The 26,970-nt window shown below is 65.8% G+C and carries 25 protein-coding genes; 13 read left to right on the forward strand and 12 right to left on the reverse strand.

What is annotated here, in order from left to right:
- Positions 1 to 459 precede the first annotated feature (459 nt).
- Positions 460 to 1,326, reverse strand: a complete 867-nt coding sequence (locus LL964_RS14305; protein WP_104585292.1) for a glucose 1-dehydrogenase — start codon at positions 1,324 to 1,326, stop codon at positions 460 to 462.
- Positions 1,327 to 1,542: 216 nt separating this feature from the next.
- Between LL964_RS14305 and LL964_RS14310 the strand changes: the two genes are divergently transcribed.
- The 4 genes from LL964_RS14310 (at position 1,543) to LL964_RS14325 (ending at position 4,581) form a co-directional block, all read left to right on the forward strand.
- Entirely contained in the window at positions 1,543 to 2,184 is a 642-nt protein-coding gene (locus LL964_RS14310) for a DUF6766 family protein (protein ID WP_104585290.1), read from the forward strand.
- A 134-nt stretch (positions 2,185 to 2,318) separates the two neighbouring features.
- Complete coding sequence (locus LL964_RS14315) at positions 2,319 to 2,504, forward strand: hypothetical protein (RefSeq protein ID WP_104585289.1); 186 nt, start codon at positions 2,319 to 2,321, stop codon at positions 2,502 to 2,504.
- A gap of 554 nt (positions 2,505 to 3,058) precedes the next feature.
- Positions 3,059 to 4,339, forward strand: coding sequence for a sigma-54-dependent transcriptional regulator (locus LL964_RS14320; RefSeq protein WP_146092309.1), 1,281 nt, complete (start codon positions 3,059 to 3,061; stop codon positions 4,337 to 4,339).
- Positions 4,339 to 4,581, forward strand: coding sequence for a hypothetical protein (locus LL964_RS14325; protein ID WP_167395184.1), 243 nt, complete (start codon positions 4,339 to 4,341; stop codon positions 4,579 to 4,581). Before LL964_RS14320 ends, LL964_RS14325 begins: the two co-directional genes overlap by 1 nt.
- Here LL964_RS14325 and LL964_RS14330 read toward each other — a convergent pair.
- Positions 4,575 to 4,955 carry a response regulator gene (locus LL964_RS14330; RefSeq protein ID WP_104585286.1) on the reverse strand — a complete coding sequence of 127 codons (381 nt, stop codon included), beginning with the start codon at positions 4,953 to 4,955 and terminating at the stop codon, positions 4,575 to 4,577. The genes LL964_RS14325 and LL964_RS14330 overlap by 7 nt on opposite strands.
- Before the next feature lie 223 nt (positions 4,956 to 5,178).
- On the opposite strand from LL964_RS14330, the gene LL964_RS14335 reads away from it, so the two are divergent.
- Positions 5,179 to 8,721 (forward strand): CheR family methyltransferase, encoded by a 3,543-nt coding sequence (locus LL964_RS14335; RefSeq protein ID WP_104585285.1) that lies wholly within the window; start codon positions 5,179 to 5,181, stop codon positions 8,719 to 8,721.
- A gap of 72 nt (positions 8,722 to 8,793) precedes the next feature.
- On the opposite strand, the gene LL964_RS14340 is transcribed toward LL964_RS14335, so the two are convergent.
- The 3 genes from LL964_RS14340 to LL964_RS14350 all read right to left on the reverse strand — a co-directional run bounded on the left by LL964_RS14340 (position 8,794) and on the right by LL964_RS14350 (position 10,716).
- The gene (locus LL964_RS14340; protein WP_104585284.1) at positions 8,794 to 9,096 is read right to left on the reverse strand and encodes a hypothetical protein; all 303 of its coding nucleotides are present in this window, start codon (positions 9,094 to 9,096) and stop codon (positions 8,794 to 8,796) included.
- Positions 9,097 to 9,177: 81 nt separating this feature from the next.
- Positions 9,178 to 10,077 carry a manganese catalase family protein gene (locus tag LL964_RS14345; protein WP_104585282.1) on the reverse strand — a complete coding sequence of 300 codons (900 nt, stop codon included), beginning with the start codon at positions 10,075 to 10,077 and terminating at the stop codon, positions 9,178 to 9,180.
- Positions 10,078 to 10,209: 132 nt separating this feature from the next.
- Positions 10,210 to 10,716: a YciE/YciF ferroxidase family protein gene (locus LL964_RS14350; protein ID WP_104585280.1), complete on the reverse strand. Its 507-nt coding sequence runs from the start codon at positions 10,714 to 10,716 to the stop codon at positions 10,210 to 10,212.
- 357 nt (positions 10,717 to 11,073) lie between these two features.
- On the opposite strand from LL964_RS14350, the gene LL964_RS14355 reads away from it, so the two are divergent.
- Positions 11,074 to 11,268: a hypothetical protein gene (locus LL964_RS14355; protein WP_104585278.1), complete on the forward strand. Its 195-nt coding sequence runs from the start codon at positions 11,074 to 11,076 to the stop codon at positions 11,266 to 11,268.
- Between the two features lie 166 nt (positions 11,269 to 11,434).
- On the opposite strand, the gene LL964_RS14360 is transcribed toward LL964_RS14355, so the two are convergent.
- A complete protein-coding gene (locus LL964_RS14360; protein ID WP_104585276.1) occupies positions 11,435 to 12,652 on the reverse strand; it encodes an FAD-dependent oxidoreductase in 1,218 nt (405 codons plus the stop codon).
- 281 nt (positions 12,653 to 12,933) lie between these two features.
- Between LL964_RS14360 and LL964_RS14365 the strand changes: the two genes are divergently transcribed.
- From LL964_RS14365 to LL964_RS14380, 4 genes are all read left to right on the forward strand, one after another.
- Positions 12,934 to 14,232: a sensor histidine kinase gene (locus LL964_RS14365; RefSeq protein WP_104585274.1), complete on the forward strand. Its 1,299-nt coding sequence runs from the start codon at positions 12,934 to 12,936 to the stop codon at positions 14,230 to 14,232.
- Positions 14,229 to 15,005, forward strand: a complete 777-nt coding sequence (locus LL964_RS14370; protein ID WP_104585272.1) for a LytR/AlgR family response regulator transcription factor — start codon at positions 14,229 to 14,231, stop codon at positions 15,003 to 15,005. The genes LL964_RS14365 and LL964_RS14370 overlap by 4 nt, the downstream gene beginning before the upstream one ends.
- 35 nt (positions 15,006 to 15,040) lie before the next feature.
- Positions 15,041 to 15,409: a hypothetical protein gene (locus LL964_RS14375; RefSeq protein ID WP_104585270.1), complete on the forward strand. Its 369-nt coding sequence runs from the start codon at positions 15,041 to 15,043 to the stop codon at positions 15,407 to 15,409.
- 257 nt (positions 15,410 to 15,666) lie between these two features.
- Positions 15,667 to 17,262: an APC family permease gene (locus LL964_RS14380; protein WP_104585621.1), complete on the forward strand. Its 1,596-nt coding sequence runs from the start codon at positions 15,667 to 15,669 to the stop codon at positions 17,260 to 17,262.
- Positions 17,263 to 17,514: 252 nt separating this feature from the next.
- Here the strand turns inward: LL964_RS14380 and LL964_RS14385 are convergent, their stop codons facing one another.
- Positions 17,515 to 18,117: a hypothetical protein gene (locus LL964_RS14385; RefSeq protein WP_228329460.1), complete on the reverse strand. Its 603-nt coding sequence runs from the start codon at positions 18,115 to 18,117 to the stop codon at positions 17,515 to 17,517.
- A 369-nt stretch (positions 18,118 to 18,486) separates the two neighbouring features.
- Here LL964_RS14385 and LL964_RS14390 point away from each other — a divergent pair, with 369 nt between their 5' ends.
- Positions 18,487 to 19,413, forward strand: a complete 927-nt coding sequence (locus tag LL964_RS14390; RefSeq protein ID WP_104585266.1) for an oxygenase MpaB family protein — start codon at positions 18,487 to 18,489, stop codon at positions 19,411 to 19,413.
- Between the two features lie 75 nt (positions 19,414 to 19,488).
- Here LL964_RS14390 and LL964_RS14395 read toward each other — a convergent pair whose 3' ends face one another.
- The 5 genes from LL964_RS14395 to LL964_RS14415 all read right to left on the reverse strand — a co-directional run bounded on the left by LL964_RS14395 (position 19,489) and on the right by LL964_RS14415 (position 25,485).
- Positions 19,489 to 21,594, reverse strand: a complete 2,106-nt coding sequence (locus LL964_RS14395; protein WP_104585264.1) for a M13 family metallopeptidase — start codon at positions 21,592 to 21,594, stop codon at positions 19,489 to 19,491.
- Positions 21,595 to 21,706: 112 nt separating this feature from the next.
- Complete coding sequence (locus LL964_RS14400) at positions 21,707 to 22,402, reverse strand: glycosyltransferase (RefSeq protein WP_104585262.1); 696 nt, start codon at positions 22,400 to 22,402, stop codon at positions 21,707 to 21,709.
- Positions 22,403 to 22,575: 173 nt separating this feature from the next.
- Positions 22,576 to 23,571 (reverse strand): aldo/keto reductase, encoded by a 996-nt coding sequence (locus LL964_RS14405; RefSeq protein WP_104585260.1) that lies wholly within the window; start codon positions 23,569 to 23,571, stop codon positions 22,576 to 22,578.
- Between the two features lie 355 nt (positions 23,572 to 23,926).
- Positions 23,927 to 24,496: a flavodoxin family protein gene (locus LL964_RS14410; RefSeq protein WP_104585258.1), complete on the reverse strand. Its 570-nt coding sequence runs from the start codon at positions 24,494 to 24,496 to the stop codon at positions 23,927 to 23,929.
- Between the two features lie 95 nt (positions 24,497 to 24,591).
- Complete coding sequence (locus LL964_RS14415; protein WP_104585256.1) at positions 24,592 to 25,485, reverse strand: LysR family transcriptional regulator; 894 nt, start codon at positions 25,483 to 25,485, stop codon at positions 24,592 to 24,594.
- 105 nt (positions 25,486 to 25,590) lie between these two features.
- Here LL964_RS14415 and LL964_RS14420 point away from each other — a divergent pair, with 105 nt between their 5' ends.
- Both LL964_RS14420 and LL964_RS14425 read left to right on the forward strand, forming a co-directional pair.
- Positions 25,591 to 26,001: a DoxX family protein gene (locus LL964_RS14420; protein ID WP_104585254.1), complete on the forward strand. Its 411-nt coding sequence runs from the start codon at positions 25,591 to 25,593 to the stop codon at positions 25,999 to 26,001.
- Positions 26,002 to 26,032: 31 nt separating this feature from the next.
- Positions 26,033 to 26,863, forward strand: a complete 831-nt coding sequence (locus LL964_RS14425; protein WP_104585252.1) for a dioxygenase family protein — start codon at positions 26,033 to 26,035, stop codon at positions 26,861 to 26,863.
- The last annotated feature ends 107 nt before the right edge of the window (positions 26,864 to 26,970 follow it).

Consider the following 26,970-nt stretch of genomic DNA (forward strand, 5'->3'; position numbering starts at 1 on the left):
TGACAGGCCGCAAGAACTCGGCGATTGGGGCGGAAATCCCCGTGAGGACGGGTGCCCCTTCGCCCCCCTGAAGACCGTGCTGCGCCGGCTGTTCGCAATCTTTGTAGAAGCATGCCCTTGCACATCCTTGCCCGTGCGCAGATGTTCTCATCGCACCTTTGGCAGGTTTTGATCGGTCAACCGGATCAGCAGATCATCAGCGGCGGTCCAGCCAGCGACTCTGGCCAGCAGACCCGCCGGTGACATTGCGCTCATCCAGACCGCGTTACCGCTGCACGAGCTGTACCCTCCCGGTGAGCATGGCGCCCGACCCATGCGCGCCCGGCTCCAAACAGGGGATGGCCGGCACATTGCCGGCCATGGACAAAGGCGCTATGCCGCGAATTGTCACGCCGCGTATGTGCGGTTCGTGCGTGAGGAAAGCGACGCCGTGGCAGTCCTCGTCATTCGCTCCAATGGTCACAGCGTCACGGCGCCTCCCGATACGGTCAGCAACGTACCGGAGGTGTAGCTCGCGGTATCTGCGGCCAGCATGACATAGGCAGATGCCAGTTCCGCCGGTTGGCCTGGGCGTCCCATTGGGGTCTGCTCGCCGAAGGTGCTGACCGATTCTTCGTCCATGCCGGCCGGTATGAAGGGCGTCCAGATCGGGCCGGGTAGCACCGCGTTGACGCGGATCTGCTTGTCGGCCAGTACGCCGGCCAGGCCAATGGTGAGATTGGCCAATGCTCCCTTGCTTGCCGCATAGGGAAGGATGTTCGGCGTGGGTTTCTTGGACTGCACCGACGCGGTGTTGATGATGGAACCGCCTTTGGTCATCAACGGGACTGCCAGTTGCACCAGATGAAAGACTGCGTGCACGTTCGTATCGAAAGTCTTGCGCCATTCTTCCAGTGTGATGTCTTCGAAGTTCTGATAGAAGGCCTGGTACGCTGCGTTATTCACCAGCACGTCCACACCTCCGAACGCGTTGCGTACGCTTTCGATCAGGCTCTGTGCCTGCCGCTCTTCGCTGATGTCACAAGCGACCAGTAGCGCCTTGACACCCGCCTTCTCGATCAATGCGCCGATCTTTTCGGCATCGGCCTGCTCGGTCGGCAGATAGGCGATCGCAACATCAGCGCCTTCGCGTGCATACGCGATGGCGACCGCGGCGCCGATACCGCTGTCGCCGCCAGTGATCAGGGCGCGCTTGCCCTTCAACTGACCATGGCCGACATAGCTGTCTTCACCATGATCCGGGCGTGGGTCCATTTTTTCGGTCTTTCCTGGGAAACTTTGCTGCTGCGGCTTGAAGGGCGGGCGCGGGTAGTTGGGTACGGCCATGGGGCGTCTCCTGTGGGAGCGGGGGAGACCTGCAGTGTGGGTGCGCAGACGTAAACGTTCGGGCTAGGCGATGTGGGCGGGGTGTGTGCTGCCACCCGCGTGGCGTGGGTGGCCCGCACTCTTTGCGGACGGCTGCGGTTGCATGCAGGCGAGTCGTTCTTCATGTCGTGCTTGCCGATGGGGTTCGATACTGCCCATCCTGTCTGGAGGTGAGCCATGTTTCTGCGTCGCAATGGTTTGTCGTTGTGTTTGCTCTCACTGACCCTGCTGTTCATAGGCGCACAGATCTATGCAGGGCTGCATGCATATAACCAGGAACTGGCCGAGCAAGGACAGCCGGCACTTGCGCTGGCTGCCTATCTGCACAGTGCGCACTTCATGTCTGCACTGTTCGAGAACTGGGAAAGCGAGTTCCTGCAGATGGGCATGTATGTGCTGCTGACAGTGAAGCTGCGCCAGGCGGGCTCGGCAGAATCGCGCCCACTCGACCCCGCCGACGAACAGGGGGCAATCGCTGCCGGACCGGCTCCCTGGCCGGTTCGCGCAGGTGGTCTGTGGCGAGTGCTGTACGGACATTCGCTGGCCATCGCCTTCGCAGCGTTGTTCATGATGAGCTTCGTGCTGCATTTGATCGGAAGCTGGCGACTGGAGCTGCTCGAGCGCGCACAGCGCGGGCAGCCTCCGATCCGCGTGATCGATCATCTGACAGGCGCGGATTTCTGGTTCGAATCGATGCAGAACTGGCAAAGCGAATTCCTGGCGGTGTTCTCGCTGGTGGTATTGACCATCTGGCTGCGGCAGAAGGACTCACCGCAATCCAAGCCAGTGCAGGCGCCGCATTCGCAGACCGGTGCGTAAAACTGCGAGCCGCCGACACGCACCAGGTTTACCTTGCGCGCTACCAACGCTTTCACGCCACGCCACGGCGGCGTTCACCGCCCTGCAATGCAACAGCGCCTAGCGTGACTGCACGACACCGCAGGAGTAGCCACATGAGCAGCGAATCCAGGCAGCCGTGGGGACCGAAGTCCGATCAGCAAAAGCCGTTCACGCCGCAGGAGCATCGCAACGAGGATGCACAGTGGAAGGATCGCGATATGCCGGATGAGGATCCGGACGTCAACAAGGTCGACCCGGAGCGCGACTACGAGCGCCCGGATGGCTCGGAAAGGCGTTGACGACGGTCGGTCTGTCCGCAGGCCCCTCGCTTCTCGCCGCCAAGTGGAAACAGACATGCTGCGCCTGAGGTCCGGCATGCGCTGGTGTTTGCTCCATATGTCCATGTTTCCCTGTCCGTCCCTGCCAGACGCGGGCGTGCGGCTTGCATGTGATCCAATCGATCCCCACGTCCTAGGAGCACACGCAACGGATGCGCCGCCGGTGGCGAGGGTGCGGCGCAGCACGCCAGCGGAACCATGGGTGGTTTCGGGCCGCTCGGTCGCCATCCCACACTTTGCGCCATCCGCGGCAGAACCTTGCGCTACTTGGCGATTCGCCGATTCAGCACCGGTCAGCAGCCCCAAGCATGACGCTTGGCACTGGAAAATCCGGGCACATCCGTGCGTACTGCATGTACATCCACGATGGCGAGCTCGACTAGGGGAGGCGCGCCGCCCGAATGCCACCTCTCGCTGTATCACGACATGCATATCCGTGTGATAGGCAGGCGTCTTCGCGCCGCTGTCACAATTCTCAACTGAACATGTACTAGTCATTGCGGACAGAAGCGCTCATGGACCGTCTTTCCTGCGCCATCATCGACGACGACGTGGAGTTCTGCGATCAGGTGGTGGAGTTGGCCACCGATAGCGGCTTCCGTGCCAAGGGAATCCACACCCTGGGCGAGGCCAGCCGCTGGCTGGACAGCAATTTCCCCGATCTGCTGGTGGTTGATGTCGGTCTGCCCGATGGCAGCGGCTTCGATCTGATCGAGCGGCTGGATCCGGACCAGACCCCGCAGATCGTGGTGGTGTCGGGTGACTATGCCTATGAAACCCAGGGACGCGCGCAGCAATTCGGTGTGAGCGAGTTCCTGACCAAGCCTTTCGCGCCGGAACGCCTGGAACGCGTGCTCGGCGGCCTGCGCGAAGCGCAGCGAGGCAATCTGGGCATCATCGGCAATAGCGACAGCATCGCGATGCTGCGCAAGGACATCGTGCGCGTGGCGCCGACCGATCTGAATGTGCTGGTGACCGGCGAAACCGGCACCGGCAAGGACCTGGTGGCGCGTGCGATCCACCGGGTGTCGGGCCGTCGCGGCCGCTTCGTGCCGGTCAACTGCGGCGCCATTCCCGAAGAGTTGCTGGCCAGCCAGCTGTTCGGCCACGAGCGCGGCAGCTTCACCGGCGCCGATCGCCGGCATGCCGGGTTTCTGGAACAGGCCGCGGGTGGCTCGCTGTTCCTGGACGAGATCGGCGAAATGCCCAAGCGCCTGCAGGTGTACCTGCTGCGGGCGATCGAGTCGCGCAGCTTCATGCGGGTTGGCGGCAACGAGGAGATTCCGCTGGATGCGCGCGTGATCGCAGCCACGCATCAGCATGTACAGCGCGAGCAGGCAGTGCTGCGCGAGGACCTGTTCTACCGCCTCAACGAGTATCCGATCCAGGTGCCGCCGTTGCGCGAACGCCGCGGCGATGTGCGCGTGCTGGGCCTGCGCATGATCGACGAGCTCAACCTCAAGTACGGCAAGCGCAAGCTGCCGACCAAGTCGTTGCTGCGTTACCTGGCCCATCACGCCTGGCCGGGCAATGTGCGCGAGCTGCGCTCGTTCATCCACTATCTGTATCTGCGCTCGGATGGCGATCAGCTGAGCGCACCGGATGTGGAGCAGACCGTCCCCCAGGCGGCCGAAGATGGGCTGATGATTCCTGTGGGCTGGACCATGCGCCAGGCCGAAGACGCGATGATCGAATCGGCGCTGGCACGCACGCGTTTCAACAAGAAGGCGGCCGCCCGCGAACTGGGCATCAGCGTGCGGACCTTGCATAACCGGCTCAGCGGCAAGGATGCGTAGTGGCTGATCAACCGCGCGGGCAGCGGCGCGAATTGCTGCACCAGTTGCGCAACCGTCTCAATGTGATGGGTTTCGCGTTGTACGCATTGCGTCATGAATCGTCCAAGCCGGTAGAAACGCTGCGCAACGCGCATCAGGCAGCAGTAGAGCTGCTCAACCAGCTCGGCGAAGAAGAGCGCGCGCTGCAGCAGTCCGCGGACGTGTCGACGGATGCGGCGGGGCTGGCTGGCGCCGATCAGTGAGCGGTCGAATCGGTCTGTTGGCCGAGCAGGCTGGTGATGGTTTGCGCGTTGTAGGGCTTCATGCAATAGGACAGATGCGCAAAGCGTTTGGGCAAGGTGTGGCGGTCGTAGCCAGAGCAGAACGAAAACGGCACACCGCGCTCCATCAGGGCGTCGGCAACCGGGAAGACTGCATGGCCGCGCACATTGACATCCAGCAAGGCGCCATCGATGGCTTGGCCCGATGCGATCAGCGAAAGCGCGTCTGCGATATTGCCGACGGGTCCCACCACGCGCACACCGGCCTCCACAAGTAGGTCGTTGAGCGATTCGGCCAGCAGATAATCGTCTTCGACAACGAGAATGCGACGGCAATTGGGTGCATTGTCCTGCATGGCAAGCTCCAGGGCGGCGAGCGCATCGAAGTGCGCGTAAGGCCATGGTGCGCCCGACGCAGGTTAACGGGGCGCGCAAGCAGGCGCTTCCAAGAGCGGCCTGCGCAGCAGGCGACCGCTGCAGTACAGTCACTGCAGTACAGCCACTGCGTGGCGGTCTGGCGCGCTTTACGCCATCATCCTTGGCTGCCCTCGGCTCGAGCGCACCAACGACACCGCCCACATGATCGACGACCAAGCCATTCCCAACGACATCGTCCCTGACGCCGATACCCAACCTGCTTTGTTCGTCCTTGGCGTGGGCGCTGCCGGCATGGATGCGGGCCGCCTGGCGGAACTGATCGATGCGGTCGCAGGAGCGTCGAATCTGGCCATCATCCTGCTGCTGCGCGACCGCCAGTTGCTGGATGAGGCGCGCCTGCGCGAGTTGCTCGGCAAACAGGCCACGCTGTTGGTGGTGCCCGGCGACGGCGATCGGCTGCAGCCCGGACGCTTCTACCTGCCGCCCGGCGATACCGTGGTGACGCTGGAAGAAGGCCGCATCCGCCTGCGTGCACTGCCCGGTGGCGAAAGCGATCACGGCTTGATCGACAGCTTCTTCGTATCGATGGCGCACGATCAGGACGGCAATGTGATCGGCCTGATCATGGGGCGCTTCGACGGCGATGGCACGCTGGGCACAGCAGCCATTCGCGAATGCGGCGGCCTGGCGCTGGCCGTGGACGATGTCTCGCTGCATGGACTGGACCTGCGCAGCGCCAGCAACCCCGCCGCCATCACCGACGACATCCTGCCACTCCCTCAGGTCGCTGCGCGCATCGCCGCGCATATGCAGCGCCACCATGGCTTCGGTCATCCGGCGCCGGTGGGCGTACGCAACGGCAGCGAGAGCGACAAGCTCAGCCAGGTCGCCGGCATCCTGCGCAATACCACCGGTCACGACTTTCACGGCTACAAGCGCGCTACCTTCCTGCGCCGTGTGCAACGGCGCATGCAGGTCGCACAGGTGGCAACGCTGGAGCAGTATCTGGAGATCCTGCGCAATCGCTTCGACGAGCCGTTGCAGCTGTTCAACGATCTGCTGATCGGTGTGACCAAGTTCTTTCGCGACCGCCGCGAGTTCGAATTTCTGGAGCAGCAGGTGATCCCGCGCTTGTTTCAGGGCAAGCACACCGGAGACAGCCTGCGCGTCTGGGTGCTGGGTTGCTCCACCGGCGAAGAGGCCTATTCACTGGCGATGCTGCTGCGCGAACACGCCGAAACGCTGGACACCGCGCCGCGGATCCAGATCTTCGCCAGCGATATCGACGGGCGCGCGCTGGCTACCGCACGGGTGGGACGCTATGCCTCCAGCATCGTGGGCGAAGTGGCGCCCGAGCGCCTGCGGCGCTGGTTCGTCAAGGAAGGCGACACCTATGTGGTGAGCAAGGAGTTGCGTGAGTTGTGCGTGTTCTCCCAGCACAGCATCGTCAAGGATCCGCCTTTTTCCCGGCTGGATCTGGTGTCGTGCCGCAATCTGCTGATCTACCTGGATGCAGAGCTGCAGAATCGGGTGATCCCGATCTTTCATTTCGCCATCCGGCCCGGCGGCTATCTGTTTCTCGGCAATGCGGAGAACGTGTCGCGGCACGCGCAGTTGTTTACACCGGTAGAGCGCAGCTTTCGGGTGTTTCAGCGCATCGATGCCGACAACAACGTGCACGCCACCTTTCCCGCCATGCAAGTGGCGGCAGCTACCAGGGTTCCGGCACCGCCGCAACGGCAGCGTAATTCCAGCAGTGCGCTGGTGCGCGCCGGCGAGCGCATCGCCGACCGCTACGCGCCTGCCTATGCGGTGCTCGACGAACATTTCGATGTGCTGCACTTTTCCTCGCAGGCGGGACGTTTCATCCGTCCCGGTGGCGGTACGCCCAGCCTCAACCTGCTCAATCTGATCCATCGCGACTTGCGCCTGGATCTGCGCAGTGCGCTCAGTCGCGCCGAGGCGGACCGCTCGCCGGTGCATGTCAGGGGCATCCAGGTGCACGAAGACGCTGCGACCTGGACGGTGAACCTGTTCGTCGAGCCGACCTCCGATGCGGAAGTGCCGCGTGGGTACGTGGTGCTGTTTCAGGAGGTGGAGGCGCGTGATCCATTGGAGCTGTCGGCACCGCGCGACAGCGCACACGACAGCGGTCACGTACAGGTGCTGGAAAACGAACTGCGCATCACCCGCGAGCGCCTGCAGTCGATGATCGAGGAGCTGGAGAGTACCAACGAGGAACTCAAGTCCTCCAACGAGGAATACCAGTCGCTCAATGAAGAGCTGCAGAGCGCCAACGAGGAGCTGGAGACCTCCAAGGAAGAGTTGCAGTCGGTCAACGAGGAAGTGACCACCGTCAACGGCGAACTGGCGCACCGCGTGCAGGAGTTGGCGCATGCCAACAGCGATCTGAAGAACCTGCTGGAAAGCACGCAGATCGCCACCGTATTTCTCGACAACGAGTTGCGCGTGACCAACTTCACGCCGGCCGTCACCGACATCCTGCCGCTGGTGGAGAGCGACATCCATCGCCCGATCAGCCACATCAAGCTGCATGTGGATTACGAGGATCTGCAGGAAGATGCGCGGCGGGTGATCCGTACCCTGGCCGTGCTTGATCGCGAGGTCGAAAATCCCAGCACGCGCGCGCGGTACATGGTGCGGGTGTTGCCGTACCGCACGGTGGACAACTTCATCGGCGGTGCGGTGCTGACCTTCCTGGACGTGACTCCGCTCACGCGTGCCGAGCGCGCGCTGCGTAGCAGCGAACAACGCCTGCGCACCTTGATGGAAGGCATCCCGCAGCTGGTGTGGCGCTCACTCGATGGCGGCCGCTGGACCTGGTCCAGTCCGCAATGGTCCAGCTACACCGGCCAGAGCGATATCGACAGCCTGGAGCTGGGCTGGTTGCAGGCGGTGCACCCGGACGATCGCGAGTCGACCATGAATGCATGGCGGGACAGTACGGCCAGCGGCGGCCTGGATATCGAGCACCGCTTGTTCAGTGCGGCCGAGCAGGCGTACCGATGGTTCCATACGCGCAGCGCGCCGGTGCGCGACGAGCGCGGTCAGGTGCTGGAGTGGCTGGGCACCTCCACCGAGTCGGATAATCTGCGCCGCCTGCAGGAGCAGCAGCGTGTGCTGGTGACCGAACTGCAGCACCGCACGCGCAACCTGATCACGGTGGTGCAATCGGTGGCCAAGCAAACCATGCAAAGCAGCCAGGGCATGCCCGAGTTCGCCGCCAAGTTCGAGGATCGCCTGTCGGCGTTGTCACGTGTGCAGGGTCTGTTGTCGCAATCTGAAAACGAGCCGACCACCATTGGTGCGCTGTTGCGGATGGAGTTGGCCGCACTCGGCGCCGAGCCGGAGCATCGGCGCATCGTGGTGGAAGGTCCCGAGGTCGCTTTGCGCAAGTCCACGGTGCAGACCCTGGCCCTGGCATTGCACGAGCTCGCGACCAATGCGCTCAAATACGGCGCACTGGCGGTCGACACCGGCCGCTTGACGGTGCGCTGGAGCGTGGTCACTGGTAACGACGCATCGACGCAGCTAGCACTGGAATGGATCGAAGAAGGTGCAAACCAGCAGCTGCGCGAGGATCGCGATAAAGCGGGGGGCTTTGGACGGCGCCTGATCGAAAAAGCCCTGCCCTATAGCCATGGGGCGCACACCTGGTACGAACTCACCGACACGCGGCTTGAGTGCAGGATCCAGCTGCCACTGCACCCACTGCAGGGATGACACACCGGTAGCGACACGCGCCACATGCAGGTCCTGTGGGCAGTGCGTGGACGATGTGCGCGTCAATCGGGCTCAGCGTTTCTCAGTGCCATCGATGGCACGCTGCTGCGCCTCGATATGTTGCTGCTTGCCATAGGTGCCTGTCTGGCCGAAGTTGGGCTGCGTGCTGCCGTCGCGTTGCGCGTGCTCGTTTGGTTCGCTTTCGCCATGATGATGACGCCGCTCTTGGCGTTGTTCCTGTTGACCAGCGCCCGGTGATGCGGTGGCATCACTGCGTTTCAGCGACCCGTTGCGACCGGACCCAGCCTCGGGTGCGTCGGCGGCTTCATCGTGGTGACCCGTCTGTCGGGTGTGAGGTGTGGTTTCACTGTTCATACCGATTCCTCTGTGCAGTCAGAAGAAAGCCCAGGTCTCGCAGGCCCGGGCTTGTCATGCGCGTGCGACGCGCGGTTGGCGTCAGCGCTGAATGTCGCCTGTGGTGGACCCTGCACCCGGACCCGCCCCCAGATCCGCGCCGGTGACACGATCCAGTTCAGGGTTGGACAGCAGGCGCAGCGACATCGCGTCCAATGCCGCGGCCTGGGTCTTATCCAGCGCCACCGTGGCCGAACCGTCTCCGCCGTCCACTGCCGCCTGCTGCTCGCGGTCCGCGACGACCTCCCACTGCTCCCCGGCATTCCATGGGCCGACCATGTCGCCCTCGCCTTGCGAGGTGTTGTAGTAGGTGTCGGTAAAACGTGGGTCGCCCGGCAGTTTGCCCGGCGGAAAGTTGGGCTCGATCGAATACAACGCCTTTTCGAACGACTTCTGATGCGCAACCTCGCGTGTCATCAGAAAGCGTAGCGCATCCACGATCCCGGGATCGTCGGTGACCGTGATCAGGCGCTCATAGACGAGCTTGGCACGGGCTTCGGCAGCAATATTGGAACGCATGTCGGCTGTCGGGCAGCCGATGCTGTCCACGTAGGCTGCCGTCCACGGTACACCGCTGGAATTGACCAGTGCCGGCCCGCCGCCATACAGGATCTGCTGTGTGTGACTGGTGCTGTTTTGCGTCATCGAACGCATTGCCATCGCCTCTTCCATGCCTTCGGACAACACCGCCTTCGGCCCCTTGTTCAGCATGGCAATGATGGAGCCGATGATTTCCAGGTGGCTCAGTTCTTCGGTGGCGATATCGAACAGCAGATCCTTGCGGCCCGGATCGTCCTCACCCAGCGCCTGAGTGAAGTAGCGCATCGCAGCGGCGAGTTCGCCCTGCGGTCCGCCGAATTGCTCGAGCATCAGCGTGGCCAGATCCGGATTCGGCTGGGCGACGCGGACGGTGTACATCAACCGCTTGTTGTGCATGAACATGGGGGTGCTCCAATGGCTGGCGCCCGGCAACTACGACCACTCAGGGAGCGCGCAGCAACGTGGGGCCTTGGCTGTTTGAATGCGTCCGCAGGGGCGGACAACGCGGGACGCTGGGCGTCCCGCGCAGAGGGGTCAGGCCGCCTTGCTGGCCTTGGATGCCTTCTGGTTACCGCCCTGCTCGGCAAGCAGGGTCAGCTTTTCATCGGTTGCCTTTTCTTCTTCCAGCGTGGCCAGCAACAGCGGCAACGCATCGGCGTAACCCAGCTGCTTGGCGATCGCGGCGATGGTGCCGTAGGAGGCGATCTCGTAGTGTTCCACCTTCTGCGCGCCGCCAATCAACGCCGCATCGCGCACCGGGCCGGCCTCGATCTCCTCGATGACCTCACGGCTTTCTTCGACCAGGCCTTCCATCGCCGCGCACTTGATGCGCTTGAGCTTGATGCCGAGGAGATCGACCACCTGATCGATGCGTTCGATCTGGCCTTGGGTCTCTTCCAGATGGGTCTCGAACGCCTGCTTCAGCTTTGGCTCGGTCGCAGCACGGGCCAGTCGCGGCAACGACTTGGTGAGCTGCTTCTCGGCACTGTAGATGTCCGACAATTCGTGGATGAACAGTTCTTCGACGGTGTTGATCGCCATGGATGACTCCTTTGGTGGTGATGGGGGGATGACACGCTGTGGCGCATGCCGTCGATGCCTGGATGACACAAACCGATCGTGTGGCTGCAACCACATCGCAATCTGTCGCAGTGGAGCCAGGTGTCGTCGGGGCGATACCACGTGATCGCTACGCTAGCGGCGCGAGTGTTAGCGGGATTGGTGGATACGGTGATCCAGATGCGATGACGGCCTGTGCCGTAAGGGGACGCGAGCGGCAGGATGTCGTCCGAGCAAACCGACCACGATGGTCATCGCTGCTCGCATGTCGCCGTCATCGCGCCACTTGCCGACCTAGATGCGTTACAAGCAGTGCCCAACCAACCTGCGAGGCTCGACATGACGCCGCTGGACAAACCGCTACACCGCGAGTTGCGCATCGGCGCGCAGACCTACACTTTGCGCATCGATCCGCAAGGCTTGAAGTTGGTCGAGAAGGGGCGACGCAAGGGCGTGAATCTGCGTTGGGACGAGCTGGTCAACGGCGATGCAGCGATGGCCCGCGCGTTGCAGGCGTCGTTGCAAGACGGCTGAACTCAAGTGCCAGGCGCGGTTGGCAAACGACTGCACTCACCGCCAGGCGGGTGCGCGCGGTGCCCGGTGCAGCATGTGCAACGCGTCATCCTTCGGGGTCGGGAATACCGTCCGCACCCGCCGCAGGACTGCTCGCCACGGTCTGCTGGTCCTCGGAGGCTCAGGCTCAGGCTTGGGGAAACAGCCGTGCCAGCTCGCGCACGGCCGCTTCGGTGGCGGCGCGGTCGGGCCTGCCATCGGGGTTGTCGAAGTCGTTGGCGCCTTGCGCCTGCACCAGCAGTCCGTCGCGCCGCGGCACCACGTTGAGGTTGTGCCCACGCCAGACCAGCCCGTAGGTGACCTCCGGTTGCGGGATCAGGCGTGCAGTCAGTCCGCGTACCGGGATCACGCTTTCGTCGCCCAGCAGGGCGCGCGCACCATAGCCGGTTGCGTTGACCAGGACCTTCTCGCGTACATCGCCGAACTGGCGCGGATGTTCGAAATGGCGGGTCTGCAACTCGCCGCCGGCCTGCAGGAAATCCTGCAACAACAGTCGCGCATAGGCACTGATGTTGAAGGTCAGCTGGCTATAGCGGCGCACGAACGGTACCGGGAAGGGATGGCTGCCCGCGGCGACAGGGCGCGAGCGCGGCCCCAGATCGCGCAGCAGCGTGCTTTCCAATGCAGGGTAGTCCGGCTCGTGCGCTTCGGCCGAGGTGACCGGCTGATCGAACGGCACGTCGGACAATACATAGCCATCGCGCCATTCGATCGGCTCGCCGGGCAGGCCGAGCAGGGTCTGGTAGCGACGAAACGAGATCCGCGCCATCGCCTCCCAACGCGTCTTGAAGTCGGCGCTGGGGTATGCGCTGGTGCACACGCGCGAGTCCGGCGACCACACCCCGGTGGCATAGAAGGAACGCACGTCCGGAAGCCGCTCGCGTGCATAGATACGCACGCGCAGGCCGGCACGCTGCGCGGCCAGGGCGGTGGTCAGCCCGATCGCGCCGCAGCCGATCACCGCCAGCTCCCGGATGTCGCCATCGGCCGCACGCACCAGCTGCAGTGCGAGTTCTGCGGCGCCCCACGACAACGACCAGCCGCTGCCGCCGTGTCCATAGTTGTGCACCACGGTCTTGCGCCCGATGCGTTCGGCCTCGATGCGCGGGCCTTGCGCGCGAAACGGCCGCGTGCAGCCATCGATGGCGATGATGCGATCGACCGAGGCGCGCATCGGCATCAGCGGCGGTGCGGCTGCGAACCGCGTGGGCAACGCATCCGGCCCAGGAGCAGCGGGTAAGGGTGCGGAAGGCGCGGCGCCCGTCTTGTTGGTAGCCGCCCAACTGCCAGTGGAAGCGGTCGCGAGCGCAAGCCCAGCGCTGTGCAGGAAACGACGTCGGTGCATGCGACTTCCGGATGATGGTGGGTGGCAGGGCAGTCGTCGGGCGGTGGCACGATGACGCTACCGCGCGATGGTAACGCCTCGAGGTGCTACACGGCCGCGCTGGCCAAGCCTGCGCTACGCGGTGGCAGGCGATCACGCCCGCGGGTCTGTCGGTCAGCCCGGCTTCGTCCGCTGAATCCGGCATTTGAACGCGCTCTGGCAGCCATTCGTCGCCTTGGGGGTTTCGCTGCCACGCGTGCCGGCTATGCTCGCTGCGGTCCCACTCAACGAGTCATCTGTCCGTGTCCGCCAGCGTCTTTCTGATCGTGCGTGTCGTGTTCGCCTGGGCTGCCGCGTTGGTGGTGGCGGGAATCATGTGGGCACAGCTGTTCGGTTCGACCGGCACGTTCTTCGGACTGGCGTGCATGGTGCTGCTGACGCTTGCCTTGAGGAGCGCGATCACCCATGTGCGGCGCGTACGCCTGATCGCCGGGCGGTTGGACCACGACACCTTGTCCACCCGCCAACGCCGTCAGATCGAAGTGCCGTTGGAGGCGCGAGCCAGTTTTGCGGTGGTGGAAGAGGCCCTGCGCGCGCTGCCGCGCGTGCAGGACATCGAGTGCGCGCCGGGCAGTCTGCTGATCCGCGCCCGCGTGCGCCGCATCGACCCATACGAAGGTCGCAAGCCCTCGCGCTGGAATCTGTTCGCGCGCTTCGCCATCACCCACAACCAGGTGCTGGTGACGATCACGCCGGGGCAGGGCACCAGCAGCGTCACGGTCTTGTGCGAGCCCGATGCTGGCGCATGGGTGGACCTGTTCGCGGTGGACGAGGGCAGCAACTACGAAAACGCCGAGGCGATCAACCGCGCGGTGGTGCGACGGGTCGGCGAGCTGCGCCGCGACGAGCAGGCGGCGGTCGAACAGTCGGTGATGGAGAAGGAACTGGCGGTGGCGCGGCTGAATCTGCTGCATGCCCAGGTCGAGCCGCATTTCCTCTACAACACGCTGGCCAGCGCACAGGTATTGGCACGTACCGATCCGCCACGCGCCGACCTCATGCTCGGGCACCTGATCGACTACCTGCGCCGCTCGCTGCCCAGCGCCGACGATGCCACCTCCACTCTCGGCGAGGAGCTCGAACGTACGCAGGCCTACCTGGAAATCCTGCGCATCCGCATGGGCACACGGCTGGCATTGCAGGTGGAAGTGCCTTACGAACTGCGCAGCCTGCAGCTGCCGTCGATGATGCTGCAGACCCTGGTGGAGAACGCCATCAAGCACGGGCTGGAACCCAAGCCCGGCGGCGGAACGGTGTGGATCCTGGCGCGCCGTGTCGATGGCCAGGCCACGCTGACCGTGGCCGACGATGGCCAGGGCTTCAACGCGCACAGCCACGGTACCGGCATCGGCCTGAAGAACCTGCGCGAGCGTCTGCAACTGATCTACGCCGGCCAGGCGAATTTTGCCATCGTCTCCAATTTTCCCAGCGGCGTGGCCGCCACGATCACGTTGCCGTTGCCGGCATCGCTGCTCGATCCGGCGCGACAACCGCCCCCGTTGCCCGAGGTCGCCGCGGCACCCGTGCAGGTGCAGGCATGAGCGCCTTGCGTGCGGTGATCGCCGAAGACGAGGCGTTGCTGCGGCAGTCGCTACTGGCACTGCTGGCCGAGGTCTGCCCGCAGCTGCAGGTGGTGGGCGAATGCGAAGACGGCGCCAGCGCACTGGAGGCCATCGCCATCCAGCAGCCGGATGTGGTGTTCCTGGATATCCGCATGCCCGGCCTGACCGGAATCGAGGTGGCGCGTGCACTGCGCGAGGTGAGCCCGCGCACTCAGGTGGTGTTCGTCACCGCCTACGACCAGTACGCCATCGACGCATTCGAACATGGCGCGGTGGACTATCTGCTCAAGCCGATCGAACGCAAGCGCCTGCAGGCCACCTGGCAGCGCGTACAGCAGCGCGCCGCCGCCGGCCAGCCCGATGGCGGCCTGCTGGAAGCCTTGCTGCAACGCCTGTCCGCTCGTCCGACGGCCAGCGACGCACCGCCGCCGCTGGCATGGCTCACCGCCAGCAGCGGGCGCGAGACCCGCCTGATCGCGCTGGAGGAGGTGGCCTACTTCCAGGCCGATCAGAAATACACCACGGTGATGACCGCTGCCGGCGAAGCCGTCCTGCGCACGCCGCTGCGCGAGCTGCTCGACGCGCTCGATCCGCAGGTGTTCAAGCAGATCCACCGCTCGACCATCGTCAACATGAAGGCGGTGGCCTCGGTCGTCCGCGACGATACCGGCAAGGGCCGGCTGCACCTGCGCGGCCGCAGCGAGACGCTCACCGTCAGCCAGCCCTTCATGAGCCTGTTCCGCGGCATGTAACTCCCCAATCGCATCGACTTGAAAGGACTGTCTCCATGCGCCTGCTCGCCTCCCTGGTGTACTGCCTGCTTGCCCTGGCCGGCTGCCACGAACGCACCGGCACCACCTCGATCACCCGTGCCATCAGCGATGGCCGCGATGTGATCTTCAGCAAGACCCTGGTCACCGCCACCGAAACCAACGTGCATTGCCTGGCCAGCAGCAGCGGCCAGTGCCACTACCTGGTGTACGAGGACCAGTGTTCTGCCGCTGCCGCCGGCAGCGCGTCAGCGCCGGGCTGCGCGCGCAGGACGCTGGAGCGCTTCGCCCTGTCGCCTGGCCAGATCCGCGCCTTGCGCGGTGTGCCGGCGAAGGCGCATACCTGCGTGGATGCCACCGCGCCCGCCGCCGATTGCCACGGTTGATGCCCGGCACGCGCGTTTGGCGGTGGGATGCACTGCCGCACCACTGTCCACCGCACTCCTGGGAAGGATAGCGGCGCGACCAGTCGTCGCCATCCACGTCGCGCCATCGGGCAACATGCGCGTGGCATGGCGCGCGGTTGCCGGCGCCGGCCGCGGTGAGCGACCACACACCTGAATACGCACTGACGACAAGCGGCCGCTTCTGCGATGATTGCCGGCTTGTGCCGGTTCACGGCGCCATCACCTTCAGGCTCTTCATGTCCGAACACTCGTTGCGCCGCGACGTCGGCCCCTTTGCGCTCATGCTGACCGGGCTGGGCTCGATCATCGGTTCCGGCTGGCTGTTCGGCGCCTGGCGCGCCGCCGGCCTGGCCGGCCCCGGCGCCATCTGGGCGTGGGTGCTGGGTGCGGCGATCATCACCACCATCGCGCTGTCCTACGCCGAGCTCGGCGCCATGTTTCCCGAGTCCGGTGGCATGGTGCGTTACAGCCACTATTCGCACGGCTCGCTGGTGGGCTTCATTGCCGGCTGGGCCAACTGGATCGCCATCGTCTCGGTGATCCCGGTCGAAGCCGAGGCCTCGGTGCAGTACATGGCCTCCTGGCCCTGGGCCTGGGCGCAAGGGCTCTATGTGCAGGCACCTGGCGGGGCCGGTGAATTGTCGGTGCCGGGCCTGCTGATCTCGGCGGTGCTGGTGCTGGTGTATTTCTTCCTGAATTTCTGGAGCGTGAAGCTGTTCGCACGCTCCAACACCTTGATCACCGTGTTCAAGCTGGTGGTGCCGGCCGCCACCGGCGTGGCACTGATCGCCAGCGGTTTCCACAGCGACAACTTCAGCGTCGGCATCCATGGCGATGCGCACGTGCTCGACCTGGCCGCGGTGCTGACTGCCGTGGCCACCGCCGGCATCGTGTTCAGCTTCAACGGCTTCCAGAGTCCGGTGAACCTGGCCGGCGAAGCGCGTAACCCCGGGCGCAGCATTCCGTTCGCGGTGCTGGGCTCGATTGCGTTGGCCACCCTGGTCTATGTGATCCTGCAGGTGGCCTACATCGGCGCGGTGCCGCCGGATCTGCTGGCCAAGGCCGGCTGGCATGGCATCGACTTCCGCTCGCCGTTCGCCGAGCTGGCCATCATCGTCAACCTGCACTGGCTGGCGATGCTGCTGTACATCGATGCGTTCGTCAGCCCCAGCGGCACCGGCATCACCTATACCGCCACCACCGCGCGCATGGTCTACGGCATGGAAAAGAACGGCACCATGCCAGCCGTGCTGGGCAAGCTGCACCCGGTGTGGGGCGTGCCGCGCATGGCGATGTACTTCAACCTGGCGGTGTCGTTCGTGTTCCTGTTTTTTTTCCGCGGCTGGGGCACGCTGGCGGCGGTGATCTCGGTGGCCACCATCATTTCCTACCTCACCGGCCCGATCAGCGCGATGGCGCTGCGCCGCCATGCGCCGGAATTGCACCGCCCGCTGCGCATCGCCGCGCTGCCGGTACTGGCCGGCGTGGCCTTCGTGATGGCCACCGAGCTGCTGTACTGGGCGCGCTGGCCGCTGACCGGCGAGATCATCCTGCTGATGGTCGTGGCGCTGCCGGTGTACTGCTACTACCAGGCCAAGCAGGGCTGGCCGGACCTGCGCCGCAACCTCAAGGGTGCGGCCTGGATGATCTGCTACCTGCCCACCATCGCGCTGGTGTCCTGGGCCGGCAGTACCGACTTCGGTGGCCACGGCTATCTGAGCTATGGCACCGATCTGGTCGTGGTCGCCGTGGTGGGTGCGGTGTTCTACATCTGGGGCGTGCGCAGCGGCTGGCGTACTCCTTCGGTGGAGCAGGCGGTGGCGCGGGGCTGAGCGCCCCCTCCTCGGACCAGTGGGCGCCGTGATTGCGCGCGCTGGTCGTCTCCCGCATCGACGGCGCAACCCGGCTGACGGCACCGCGCCGCAGCGCCGCGACAGCACACACGCGCCTGCGGACGTAACTGGCCCGTATCCATCCCGCCAAACGCACACGGCCGATGCACTGCATCGGCCGTGTGTCCATGTGCGGCAGCGGAGTCTCGGACGCCTCGCCGCCAACCCGCGGTGGGATCCGTGATGCGGCGGCTAGCCCGCGTTGGCCACCAGTCGCGGCGCACCGTCGAAACGATCGAGGTCGCGCAACAGCTCGGTATAGCGACGCAGCCGGCCCATTTCGCGCATGTTGACGATGTCCTCGTGGCGCAGTTCGCGCTTGGAGGTCACTTCCTGCTTGTAGCGCAGCACCTCGGGATAGCGCCGCGTCATGTCCAGCGCATCGGCCACGCACTCGACCGAGTCGGCATCCGGCGTCACCCGCGCACGGCTGTTGAAGGCGCGCAGCCAGCGTTCGAAACCGGCGCTGTGATCGAACAGGTCGGCGATGTACCACATGATGAACAGGATCGAGACCCACGAGGTAAAGATGATCACCACGCGGCTGAAGGTCAGGTGGTAGTCGTTCTGCCATAGCTGATGGGTGATCACCCCCAGCAACACCAGTGAAATTGCCTGCCAGCCGATGATCGAGGCGATCACCCACTGCTTCTTTGCCACCTTGAGCAGGTTGACCTCCTCGTCGAGCTGTTCGTCGGTCCTGTCGCGCCAGTAGGCCACCTGCTCGTCGAAGGGGCGCCGATGGAGTGCATTGTCCTGCAATAGCAGGCCCAAACCCTGAAACAAAGCGATCATGACAAGCTCCTGACGGATGGCTGGTACGAACGACTTGCTGCACCGGCCGCGGCCGGTGCCCTGGAGCGACCGGCGCACGCCCCTGGTCAAAGGGCACCCACGTCGGACGGTCTTAGTTCTAGCACTTTCGGTGTGCATGACAATGCCTGCGCCGGCAGCGCGAGGCTGCGATCGCGTGCACTGCCGCACAAATCGCTGAATTCAGGCGGTTTGTCGTTTGTGCTGACGCAAGACAGGCGCGAGGCCGGCGTGAACTTGCTGCACTGCACACCGGTCGCCGCGATGAAGCCCCGCCCAGGCAGCTGACTGCCGGATGAGGCCGCGGCGTTGCATCGGCCGCGTGGGGCGGTCGCTGCGTATCATCGCGGCATGTCCGCCGTCTTCCGTACGCTGACCGCCCCCGCCGCCGAACGGATCCGCCGCTGGGTGCTGGATGCGTTCCCGCGTGGCCAGAGTGCCATCGACTACGACCAGCCACCGGGCGACCCCGGGCTGTTCGGACCGGACAGCGTCACCTGGCGCGTGCACTCCGAGTTTCCCGGCATGTTGTCCGGTGGATTGTGCGCATTGATGCTGCAGTTGCTGCATCCGCGCGCGCTGGCCGGCGTCTACGACCACTCCAATTTCCGCTCCGATCTGATCGGCCGGCTGCGGCGCACCACCGACTTCGTCGCCGGGACCAGCTACGCGCCGGTGGCCGAAGCCGAACGGCTGATCGCGCGCGTGCGGCGCATCCACGCCCAGGTCCGCGGCCACACCGCCGACGGCGTGGCGTACCAGGCCGACGATCCGGGCCTGCTGACCTGGGTGCACGTCACCGAGGCCTATGGCTTCCTGCAGGGATACCGGCGTTACTGTCGCGACGTGCCGACCGCCATTGCAGACCGCTACTACGACGAAGCGCGGCGCGTTGCCGAAGCCCTGGGCGCCGGCGACGTGCCTGCCAGCCAGGCCCAGGTGGATGCCTATTTCGCCGAGGTGCGGGCGACGCTGCGCATGGACGCCCGCTCGCGCGAGGTGCTGGACGTGCTCACCGGCATCCAGTTGCCGGTGCCTGCGGCCAGGTTGTCGCGCGGGGTGTTTCTGGGTGCCGGCATGGCCCTGCTGCCGCCCTGGGCCAGCCAGATGCTGGGTCGCAGCGCCGTGCAGCGCACGCAGGCGCAGGCATCGGCACGGGTGCTGCGCGGTCTGTCGCCGCTGTTTCGCATCGCGCTACGTGATGGCGTGTCGGCGCGTGCGTGCCGACGGATGCAGCTGCCGCCGGCCACGTTGCTGCGTTGGCCCGACGGATCGTGACGGGTGCGGGCGGCAGCGGCGGTGCGCACCGGGCGCGTGCCGCGGCGGGCGCGCATCCGGTGCGCGGAGGTACCGCTACCAGATCCTGACCCGTTGCTCGGGCGCCAGGTATAGCTGCTGACCGGGTTCGACCCCGAACGCCGGATACCACGCATCCAGATTGCGCACGGTCTGCGCGCGGAAACGCCCCGGCGCATGGACGTCGGTGAGCAGTGCATTGCGCAGCGCTGCGTCGCGGTACTTGCCGCGCCAGGCCTGCGCGAAGCCGAGGAAGAAGCGCTGGTCCGGACTGAATCCATCGAGCGTCTGCGGCTGTTTGCCCTGCAGCGACAACCGGTAGGCGTCGTAGGCAGTGGCCAGGCCGGCCACGTCGGCGATGTTCTCGCCCAGGGTGAGCTTGCCGTTGACCGCCAGGTCGTCGAATGGCTTGTAGGCGCTGAACTGCGCCGCCAGCGCATCGCCGGCGGCCTCGAATCGCTTCAGGTCCTGCGGCGTCCACCAGTTGTGCAGCTGACCGTGTTCGTCGAACTGCGCGCCCATGTTGTCGAAGCTATGGCTGATCTCATGGCCGATCACCGCGCCGATGGCGCCGTAGTTGACCGCATCGTCGGCGGCCGGGTCGAAGAACGGCGGCTGCAGGATGGCCGCGGGAAAGATCAGGCGATTTTCCAGCGGAACGTTCAGCGCGTTGACCTCCTGCGGCAGCATGTACCACTCGCGGTGGTCCACCGCCTTGCCGAGCTTGGCCAGATTGCGACGGTACTCGAACAGCTCGGCACGTTCGGCGTTGCCCAGCGCGTCGTCGCGGCGCACCTCCAGCGCGCTGTAGTCGCGCCAGGTGTCCGGGTAGCCAACGGCCACCGTCAGTCCGGCGATCTTGGCCTTGGCATGCTGCTTGGTCTGCGGACTCATCCATTCCAGCGCGTCGATGCGTTGGCCGAATGCGGTGACGAGGTTGTTGACCATCTCCTCGGCCCGGGCCTTGGTGTGCGCGCTGACGTAGCGCTGCACGTAGCGCTTGCCCACCGCTTCACCCAACGCGGCATTGGTCGCATCGATGCCACGCTTCCAGCGCTGACGTTGCTGAGGCGTGCCCTGCAAGGCGGTGCCGTAGAACGCGAAGCGCGCGTCGGCGAATGCCTTGGACAGATAAGGCGAGGCACGATCCAGTGCCCGAAAGCGCAGATAGTCCTTCCAGGTCTGCAAGGGCTCCGATTGCACCAGCGCCGACAGCCCGATCAACGCCTGCGGCTGCCAGACGATGAAGTCCTGCTGCCCCTTCAGTCCGGCCGCATCGAAGAATGCGGTCCAGTCCAGACCGGGAGCGCGCTGGGCGAAATCGGCCTGTTTCCACGCATTCGCACCGGCCTGCACGTCGTTGGTCCGCTCGGTGGTGGCATGTACGCGCGCCATCGCGGTCTCCAGCGCGAGAATGCGGGCGGCCTGCGCCGGAGCATCATCGAACCCTGCCAGTTCCAGAACGGCGACGATGTGCGCCCGATACGCGTCGCGCAGCTGCGCCATGCGTCCGCCATCCAGGTAGAAGCTACGGTCGGGCATCCCCAGGCCACCTTGCACCAGGTAGGGCGCATAGCGTCCGGGATGGTGCAGGTCCTGAGAGATCCACAGGCCGAACAGGCGGTCGGTGTAGAAATTGGTGGCGTTGAGCAGATCCACATCGGTGCGCAGTTGTGCGCCCAGCGTGCGTGCCAGCGCGTGGTGGTCCTGCAGCTGCGCGATGGCGTCCAGCTCCGGTTGTACCGGGCGCACCCCCTTGGCTTCGATGCTGGCCTCGTCCATGTAGGCGGCGTAGTAGTCGCCGATCTGCTTGTCTTCGCCGGTGACCCGATCGTTGGCGGCGGCGCCTTCGATGATGTCGCGGCTGTGTTGTTCGGTATCGATGGCGATACCGACGAAGCTGTTGAAGCTGGCGCGGTCTTCGGGGATCTGCGTGTTGCGGATCCAGTGACCGCTGGCGTAGCGCACGAAGTCCTCGCCCGGTGCGACGCTGCGGTCCATCCCTGCCGCGTCGAAGCCGAAATCGCCGAGCCTGGGGGTGCTGGCCGCGGGTTTGGCGCGGTCATTGGCGGCGGGCGTTGCGCCATCGCGACGGCACGCCGCGGTGGCGCACAGCGCACAGAGCAATGCGGCGATCAGGACAGGTCGGTGTAGAGGGGGCATGCGGTGCGACTCGGAAACCGGAACGAGTGCGCCAGTGTAAGTGGCCTACGATTCCACGTCCCGACCTGAGGCCAGGTCGCGCGGCGAGACGGGCAACGCGGACACGCCGGGTTCAGCGCCGTCGCTGATACCAGAAGCCCAGCGCATCGCGCGTCTGCAGCATGCGTCGCCCGCGCCACAGGAAACGCAGCAGCAGGCCCAGATGCTCGCGCTTGGAAAAACTGCGCAGCTTGCGGTCGGAGGTGTGCACGGGCTGACGCAGGATCACGAACCGGCCGCAGCGCGCCAGCGCGCGGCTCAGCGCCACGTCTTCACCGGCGTAGTAACGCGTGTCGAATCCTCCGGCACTGGCGAATGCCGCGCGTGTGCAGAACAGGAAACAGCCTGGCGCAATCCCCGACAGCCGGAACAACCAGCCGAATGCGGCCTGCGCCACGCGTTCGTGCCAGACGCGATCGCCCTGCAGACGGACCTGCGTGCCGCCGCCGACGGCGCCGGCATCCAGTGCTGCCATCGCCGCGGCCACGGCCTGCGGATTGATCAGGGTGTCGGCATCCACGAACAGCAGCCGCTCGCCCTGCGCGGCCTGGGCACCGGCGTTGCGGGTGGCAGCGATGTGCCGCAACTGCACCTCCAGTACCCGTGCGCCATTGGCGCGGGCGATGGCGGCGGTGTCGTCGTCGCAGGCATCGGCCACCACGATCACCTCGCAGTCCCGTTGCAGCGTCCTGGCGCAGGCATGCAGGCACTGCAGCGTCTGCTCGATCAGTGCGGCCTCGTTGTGGGCGGGGATCACGAAGGACAGCATGGTGCGCGAAAAAGGAAGAATCACCGATCAGTGTGCAGCCAGTCGTGCCGCACGGGTGTGAGCAAGCCCGGCGACAGTTGCCTGGTATGGCCGGTGCCGCCGCCGGTACCTGCGCGATTGCCGATACGCGCATCGCCCGCCGGGCTGCATGCGCGTAGGTCGCCTGACGCGTTTCAGCGGTGCACCGAGCCCATCGTCGCTTCCGGATAGCGCAGGCCGGCCGCGACCTGCGGCGGAAAGATCGCATCGATACGCGCAAGCTCGTCGGGCATCAGCGCGACCTCGAGCGCGGCGATGTTCTCGTCCAGATAGCTGGACCGCTTGGTACCGGGAATCGGGATCAGGTCCTGGCCCTGCGCCAGCACCCACGCCAGTGCCAGCTGCCCGGCCGTGATGCCCTTGTCGGCTGCGATCGCCTTCACCTGCTCGACCAGTTGCAGGTTGCGGGCGAAATTCTCGCCCTGGAAGCGCGGCGAGTGCCGGCGGTAGTCGTCGGCCTCGAAGTCCTGCGGTGAAGCGATCGCCCCGGTGAGGAACCCGCGCCCGAGCGGCGAGTAAGGCACGAAGCCGATGCCGAGCTCGCGCACGGTGGCAAATACGCCGTTGTCTTCCGGTTCGCGCGACCACAGCGAGTACTCGGTCTGCACCGCCGTGATCGGATGCACCGCGTGTGCGCGCCGGATGGTCTCGGGGGCGGCTTCGGACAGACCGAGAAAGCGCACCTTGCCCTGTTCGACCAGGCGCGCCATCGCGCCCACGGTGTCTTCGATCGGCACTGCCGGATCCACGCGATGCTGGTAGTACAGGTCGATGTGGTCCACGCCCAAACGGCGCAGGCTGGCTTCGCAGGCGCTGCGCACGTATGCAGGGCTGCCATCGATTCCGCGCACCGACGGGTCGGCTGGGTCGAGCTTGATGCCGAACTTGGTCGCCAGGAACACGTCATGCCGACGCGCGGCGATGGCCTTTCCCACCAGGATTTCGTTGGTGTGCGGGCCATACATGTCGGCGGTATCGAGCAGGCTGATGCCCTGGTCGAGCGCGCGGTGGATGACCGCGATCGAAGCGGCCTCGTCGCTGCGGTCGCCATAGAACGCACTCATGCCCATGCAGCCAAGGCCCAGAGCGGAGACGGTAGGGCCGGATCGGCCGAGCGTGCGGGTTTGCATGCGGAACTCCGTGCAGCAGAAGATCGGGAAGAGTGAGACGGCCTGCGTTACCGTGGTGTGGCGCGACCGCTAACGTCGGGTCGCTGCGCGGTGCACCGCCAGCAGCGTCCGCGTCGGCGATGGGTGCGGATGGGCGCATCCGGCGTCTGCCAGTCATGCGCATGCGCAAGACGCCCGGCGTCTGGCATGAGGAAGTACCGCCGGGCGGCCGTGCGCAGGTAGCGATCGTATCGATGAGCGGCGCCGTGCCGTCGCGCGCAGGCCTGCCAATCGCCTTGCCACTCATCGCCATTCCGCGCTGCGTGCAGCAACCGGCGTAGTGCGGTGGCTGCACGCCCCCGTCGTGCTGGCCGGATCAGCGCTTGAACCTGCCGGCGAATTCGGCAACGCGCTTGCCCAGCAGCCTGGCGGTTTCCAGATCGCCGCTGCGCGGCGCTTCTTCCGGCGAGGCATCCGAGGGCGAGATCGCCAGCGCACCGGCCGAACCGGCGGTCCAGTTGATGTCCTGCGGCCCGTGCGCCTTGGTGTTGGAAGGCAGCAGGCCCGTGCCCACCCAGACCTGCCCATGCTGCTGCGACAGCGTCCAGAAGTACTGGATTGTGGCGTACTTGTCGCCATTGACCGATGCCGAATTGGTGAAGCCGGCGGCGATCTTGTCCTTCCATGCCTGCGCGAACCACGGCTTGGAGCTGGCATCGGCGAACTTCTTGAACTGCCAAGGCGGGCCGCCCATGTAGGTCGGGCTGCCGAAGACGACCGCGTCGGCGGCAGCGATGGCCTGCCAGGCCTCGTCTGGAAGATTGCCATCCTGATCGATGCGGTACAGCGTGGCGTCGCCAGCCTCGGCGGCGCCCGCTTGTACGGCTTCGGCCAGTTTGACGGTGTGACCATAGCCGCTGAAGTACACGATGGCGATCTTGCTCATGCGCAGTCCTGTTGATCCGGGTGGGGTCCCGATTGTGACCACACATGCCGTGTCAGGTTAATGACCATCGACGGGACGTACTGTTGCCGGGCTCATCAGCGCGCGGGATCGCCCATGCTGTCGACCAGGTAGTCGATGAAGCTGCGCACCTTCGGAGCCAGGTGGCTGCGGCTGGTATAGACGGCAAAGATGCCGATCTCCCCCAGTGCGTACTGCGGAAGGATGCGCACCAGCCGGCCGGCGGCCAGATGCTCGTCGGCCAGGAAGTCCGGCTGCATCGCGATGCCCAGGCCGGCCACCGCCGCCGCGCTCAGCACATGCCCGTTGTTGGCGCGCAGGCTGCCGTGGATGCGTACGTCGCTATCGCCATCGGGCCCATGGAAGCGCACCTCGTCGCCGTTGGGCGAGTAGTGGTACAGCAGGCAGTCGTGGCCGGCAAGGTCGGACGGATGCGTCGGGGTGCCGGCACGGGCCAGGTAGGCCGGCGCCGCGCAGGGCACCAGGCGGACCGTGCCCAGGCGCCGGGCGATCAGCGTCGGCGCCGGCTGACGGGTGATGCGGATGGCGACATCGAAGCCTTCTTCGACCATGTCCACCAGCCGGTCCGACAGCGACAGGTCCAGTTCCACCTGCGGGTAGCGCGCGCAAAAGCCCGGCAGCAGCGCGGCCAGGCGCTCGATGCCATAGCTCACCGGCGCATTGACGCGCAGCACCCCGGCCGGCTCCAGCGCCTGCGCGCCGACCGTGGCCTCCAGATCGTCCAGGTCGGCCAGCAGTTGCAGACAGCGCTGGTAATACGCGGTGCCGGCGCTGGTCAGGCTGACCCGCCGGGTGGTGCGGTTGAGCAGGCGGGTGCCCAGCCGTTGCTCGAGCGCGGCGACCTGCCGGGTCACGCTGGCGGTAGAGCGGTCCAGCGCATCGGCGGCGGCACTGAAACCGCTGCGTTCGGCCACTGCTGCGAACACGCGCATCGCCTCAAGGGTATCCATGGATGTCCGATTGTTGCTTTGATCGCAATAAATTATCCGAAGTAAAACTATTTATCAGAAATTTGTAAGCAATAGGCTGTGCAGGTCCTCACCGGAGTCCGTCCCATGTCCACCTCGCTTGCTTCCCCGCGTACCGCAGCCTATGGCACCGCCTTGTTGCGCATCAGCCTGGGCGCGCTGTTCCTGGTCCATGGCCTGACCAAGTTGCTGGTGTTCACCCCGGCCGGCACCGTGGCCTATTTCCACTCGCTGGGCCTGCCGGGCGCGCTGGCCTACCTCACCATCGCGCTGGAACTGGGTCTGGGCCTGTCCCTGCTGCTGGGCGTCTATGCGCGCTGGCTCGGGTTGCTGGGCGTGCCGCTGCTGCTGGGCACCATCGTCAGCGTGCACGGCGGCAACGGTTTCGGTTTCTCCAATCCGGGCGGCGGCTGGGAATACCCGGCGCTGTGGGCGGTGTTGCTGATCGTGCAAGCCCTGCTCGGCGAAGGCGCGTGGGCGCTGAAGCCGGCGCGTTGAGGCTGCCTGTCGTTCTTCCGAGGAGTACGCCATGACCCGTTTGCCTTCCCTGTACATCTCGCACGGATCGCCGATGACTGCGCTGCAGCCGGGGCAGGTCGGCGAGCGCCTGGCCGAGCTCGCACAGACCTTGCCGCGGCCGCGCGCGATCGTCGTTGCGTCCGCGCACTGGCTGGGCCGTCGCCCGCTGGTCAGCGGTGCGGCGCGGCCGCCCACCATCCATGACTTCGGCGGCTTCCCGGCGCCGCTGTACGAGCTGGAATATCCCGCGCCCGGCGAGCCGGCGCTGGCGCAGCAGATCCTGCGCCGGCTGGAACAGGCCGGCCTGCATCCGCATCTGGATCCGCAGCGCGGCTTCGATCATGGCGTGTGGGTGCCGCTGCGCCTGCTGTATCCGGCCGCCGACATCCCGGTGGTGTCGGTGTCGATCCAGCCCGAGCTGGGCCCGGCGCACCAGTTTGCGGTCGGCCGCGCACTGGCGCCGCTGCGCGAGGACGGGGTGCTGGTAATCGGCTCGGGCAGCATCACCCATAACCTGCACGACTTCCGCCATGGCTACAGCACCGAGCGCGAGGCGCCGTATGTGCGGCCCTTCATCGAGTGGACCGAGCGCAAACTGGTGGAGAACGACATCGCCGCGTTGCTGGACTATCGCCGGCAGGCACCGCATGCGGCACGGGCGCATCCCACCGACGAGCACCTGTTGCCGCTGTACGTGGCGATGGGCGCCGCCGGCGCCGACCGGCTCGGGGCGCAGCGCATCGATGCCGGCATCGATGCGGGATTTCTGGCGATGGATATCTACCGGTTCGACGGCGATCCCGGTGATGATCGCGCGCTTGCGGGCCCGGCCGCCGCCTGAGCCCTGGCGGGCGCAGCACGCCTGCACCGTCGCTGCCATCGACGGTGCAGGCGGCATGCCGGTCCCGCAATCCCGAGGCACTGCCCAGCCGCCTGCAAGCCATGGCA

This window comes from Xanthomonas melonis (assembly GCF_020783655.1).
Taxonomy (GTDB): Bacteria; Pseudomonadota; Gammaproteobacteria; order Xanthomonadales; family Xanthomonadaceae; genus Xanthomonas; species Xanthomonas melonis.

Bases quoted from the DNA above. Each gene is read 5' to 3' on its own strand.
- LL964_RS14425 (WP_104585252.1), top strand. From the start codon at position 26,033: ATGACCCGTTTGCCTTCCCTGTACATCTCGCACGGATCGCCGATGACT.
- LL964_RS14405 (WP_104585260.1), bottom strand. From the start codon at position 23,571: ATGCAAACCCGCACGCTCGGCCGATCCGGCCCTACCGTCTCCGCTCTG.
- LL964_RS14370 (WP_104585272.1), top strand. From the start codon at position 14,229: ATGAGCGCCTTGCGTGCGGTGATCGCCGAAGACGAGGCGTTGCTGCGG.
- LL964_RS14380 (WP_104585621.1), top strand. From the start codon at position 15,667: ATGTCCGAACACTCGTTGCGCCGCGACGTCGGCCCCTTTGCGCTCATG.
- LL964_RS14360 (WP_104585276.1), bottom strand. From the start codon at position 12,652: ATGCACCGACGTCGTTTCCTGCACAGCGCTGGGCTTGCGCTCGCGACC.
- LL964_RS14410 (WP_104585258.1), bottom strand. From the start codon at position 24,496: ATGAGCAAGATCGCCATCGTGTACTTCAGCGGCTATGGTCACACCGTC.
- LL964_RS14415 (WP_104585256.1), bottom strand. From the start codon at position 25,485: ATGGATACCCTTGAGGCGATGCGCGTGTTCGCAGCAGTGGCCGAACGC.
- LL964_RS14340 (WP_104585284.1), bottom strand. From the start codon at position 9,096: ATGAACAGTGAAACCACACCTCACACCCGACAGACGGGTCACCACGAT.
- LL964_RS14315 (WP_104585289.1), top strand. From the start codon at position 2,319: ATGAGCAGCGAATCCAGGCAGCCGTGGGGACCGAAGTCCGATCAGCAA.
- LL964_RS14375 (WP_104585270.1), top strand. From the start codon at position 15,041: ATGCGCCTGCTCGCCTCCCTGGTGTACTGCCTGCTTGCCCTGGCCGGC.
- LL964_RS14320 (WP_146092309.1), top strand. From the start codon at position 3,059: ATGGACCGTCTTTCCTGCGCCATCATCGACGACGACGTGGAGTTCTGC.
- LL964_RS14390 (WP_104585266.1), top strand. From the start codon at position 18,487: ATGTCCGCCGTCTTCCGTACGCTGACCGCCCCCGCCGCCGAACGGATC.
- LL964_RS14330 (WP_104585286.1), bottom strand. From the start codon at position 4,955: ATGCAGGACAATGCACCCAATTGCCGTCGCATTCTCGTTGTCGAAGAC.
- LL964_RS14385 (WP_228329460.1), bottom strand. From the start codon at position 18,117: ATGATCGCTTTGTTTCAGGGTTTGGGCCTGCTATTGCAGGACAATGCA.
- LL964_RS14310 (WP_104585290.1), top strand. From the start codon at position 1,543: ATGTTTCTGCGTCGCAATGGTTTGTCGTTGTGTTTGCTCTCACTGACC.
- LL964_RS14400 (WP_104585262.1), bottom strand. From the start codon at position 22,402: ATGCTGTCCTTCGTGATCCCCGCCCACAACGAGGCCGCACTGATCGAG.
- LL964_RS14355 (WP_104585278.1), top strand. From the start codon at position 11,074: ATGACGCCGCTGGACAAACCGCTACACCGCGAGTTGCGCATCGGCGCG.
- LL964_RS14350 (WP_104585280.1), bottom strand. From the start codon at position 10,716: ATGGCGATCAACACCGTCGAAGAACTGTTCATCCACGAATTGTCGGAC.
- LL964_RS14305 (WP_104585292.1), bottom strand. From the start codon at position 1,326: ATGGCCGTACCCAACTACCCGCGCCCGCCCTTCAAGCCGCAGCAGCAA.
- LL964_RS14395 (WP_104585264.1), bottom strand. From the start codon at position 21,594: ATGCCCCCTCTACACCGACCTGTCCTGATCGCCGCATTGCTCTGTGCG.
- LL964_RS14345 (WP_104585282.1), bottom strand. From the start codon at position 10,077: ATGTTCATGCACAACAAGCGGTTGATGTACACCGTCCGCGTCGCCCAG.
- LL964_RS14420 (WP_104585254.1), top strand. From the start codon at position 25,591: ATGTCCACCTCGCTTGCTTCCCCGCGTACCGCAGCCTATGGCACCGCC.
- LL964_RS14335 (WP_104585285.1), top strand. From the start codon at position 5,179: ATGATCGACGACCAAGCCATTCCCAACGACATCGTCCCTGACGCCGAT.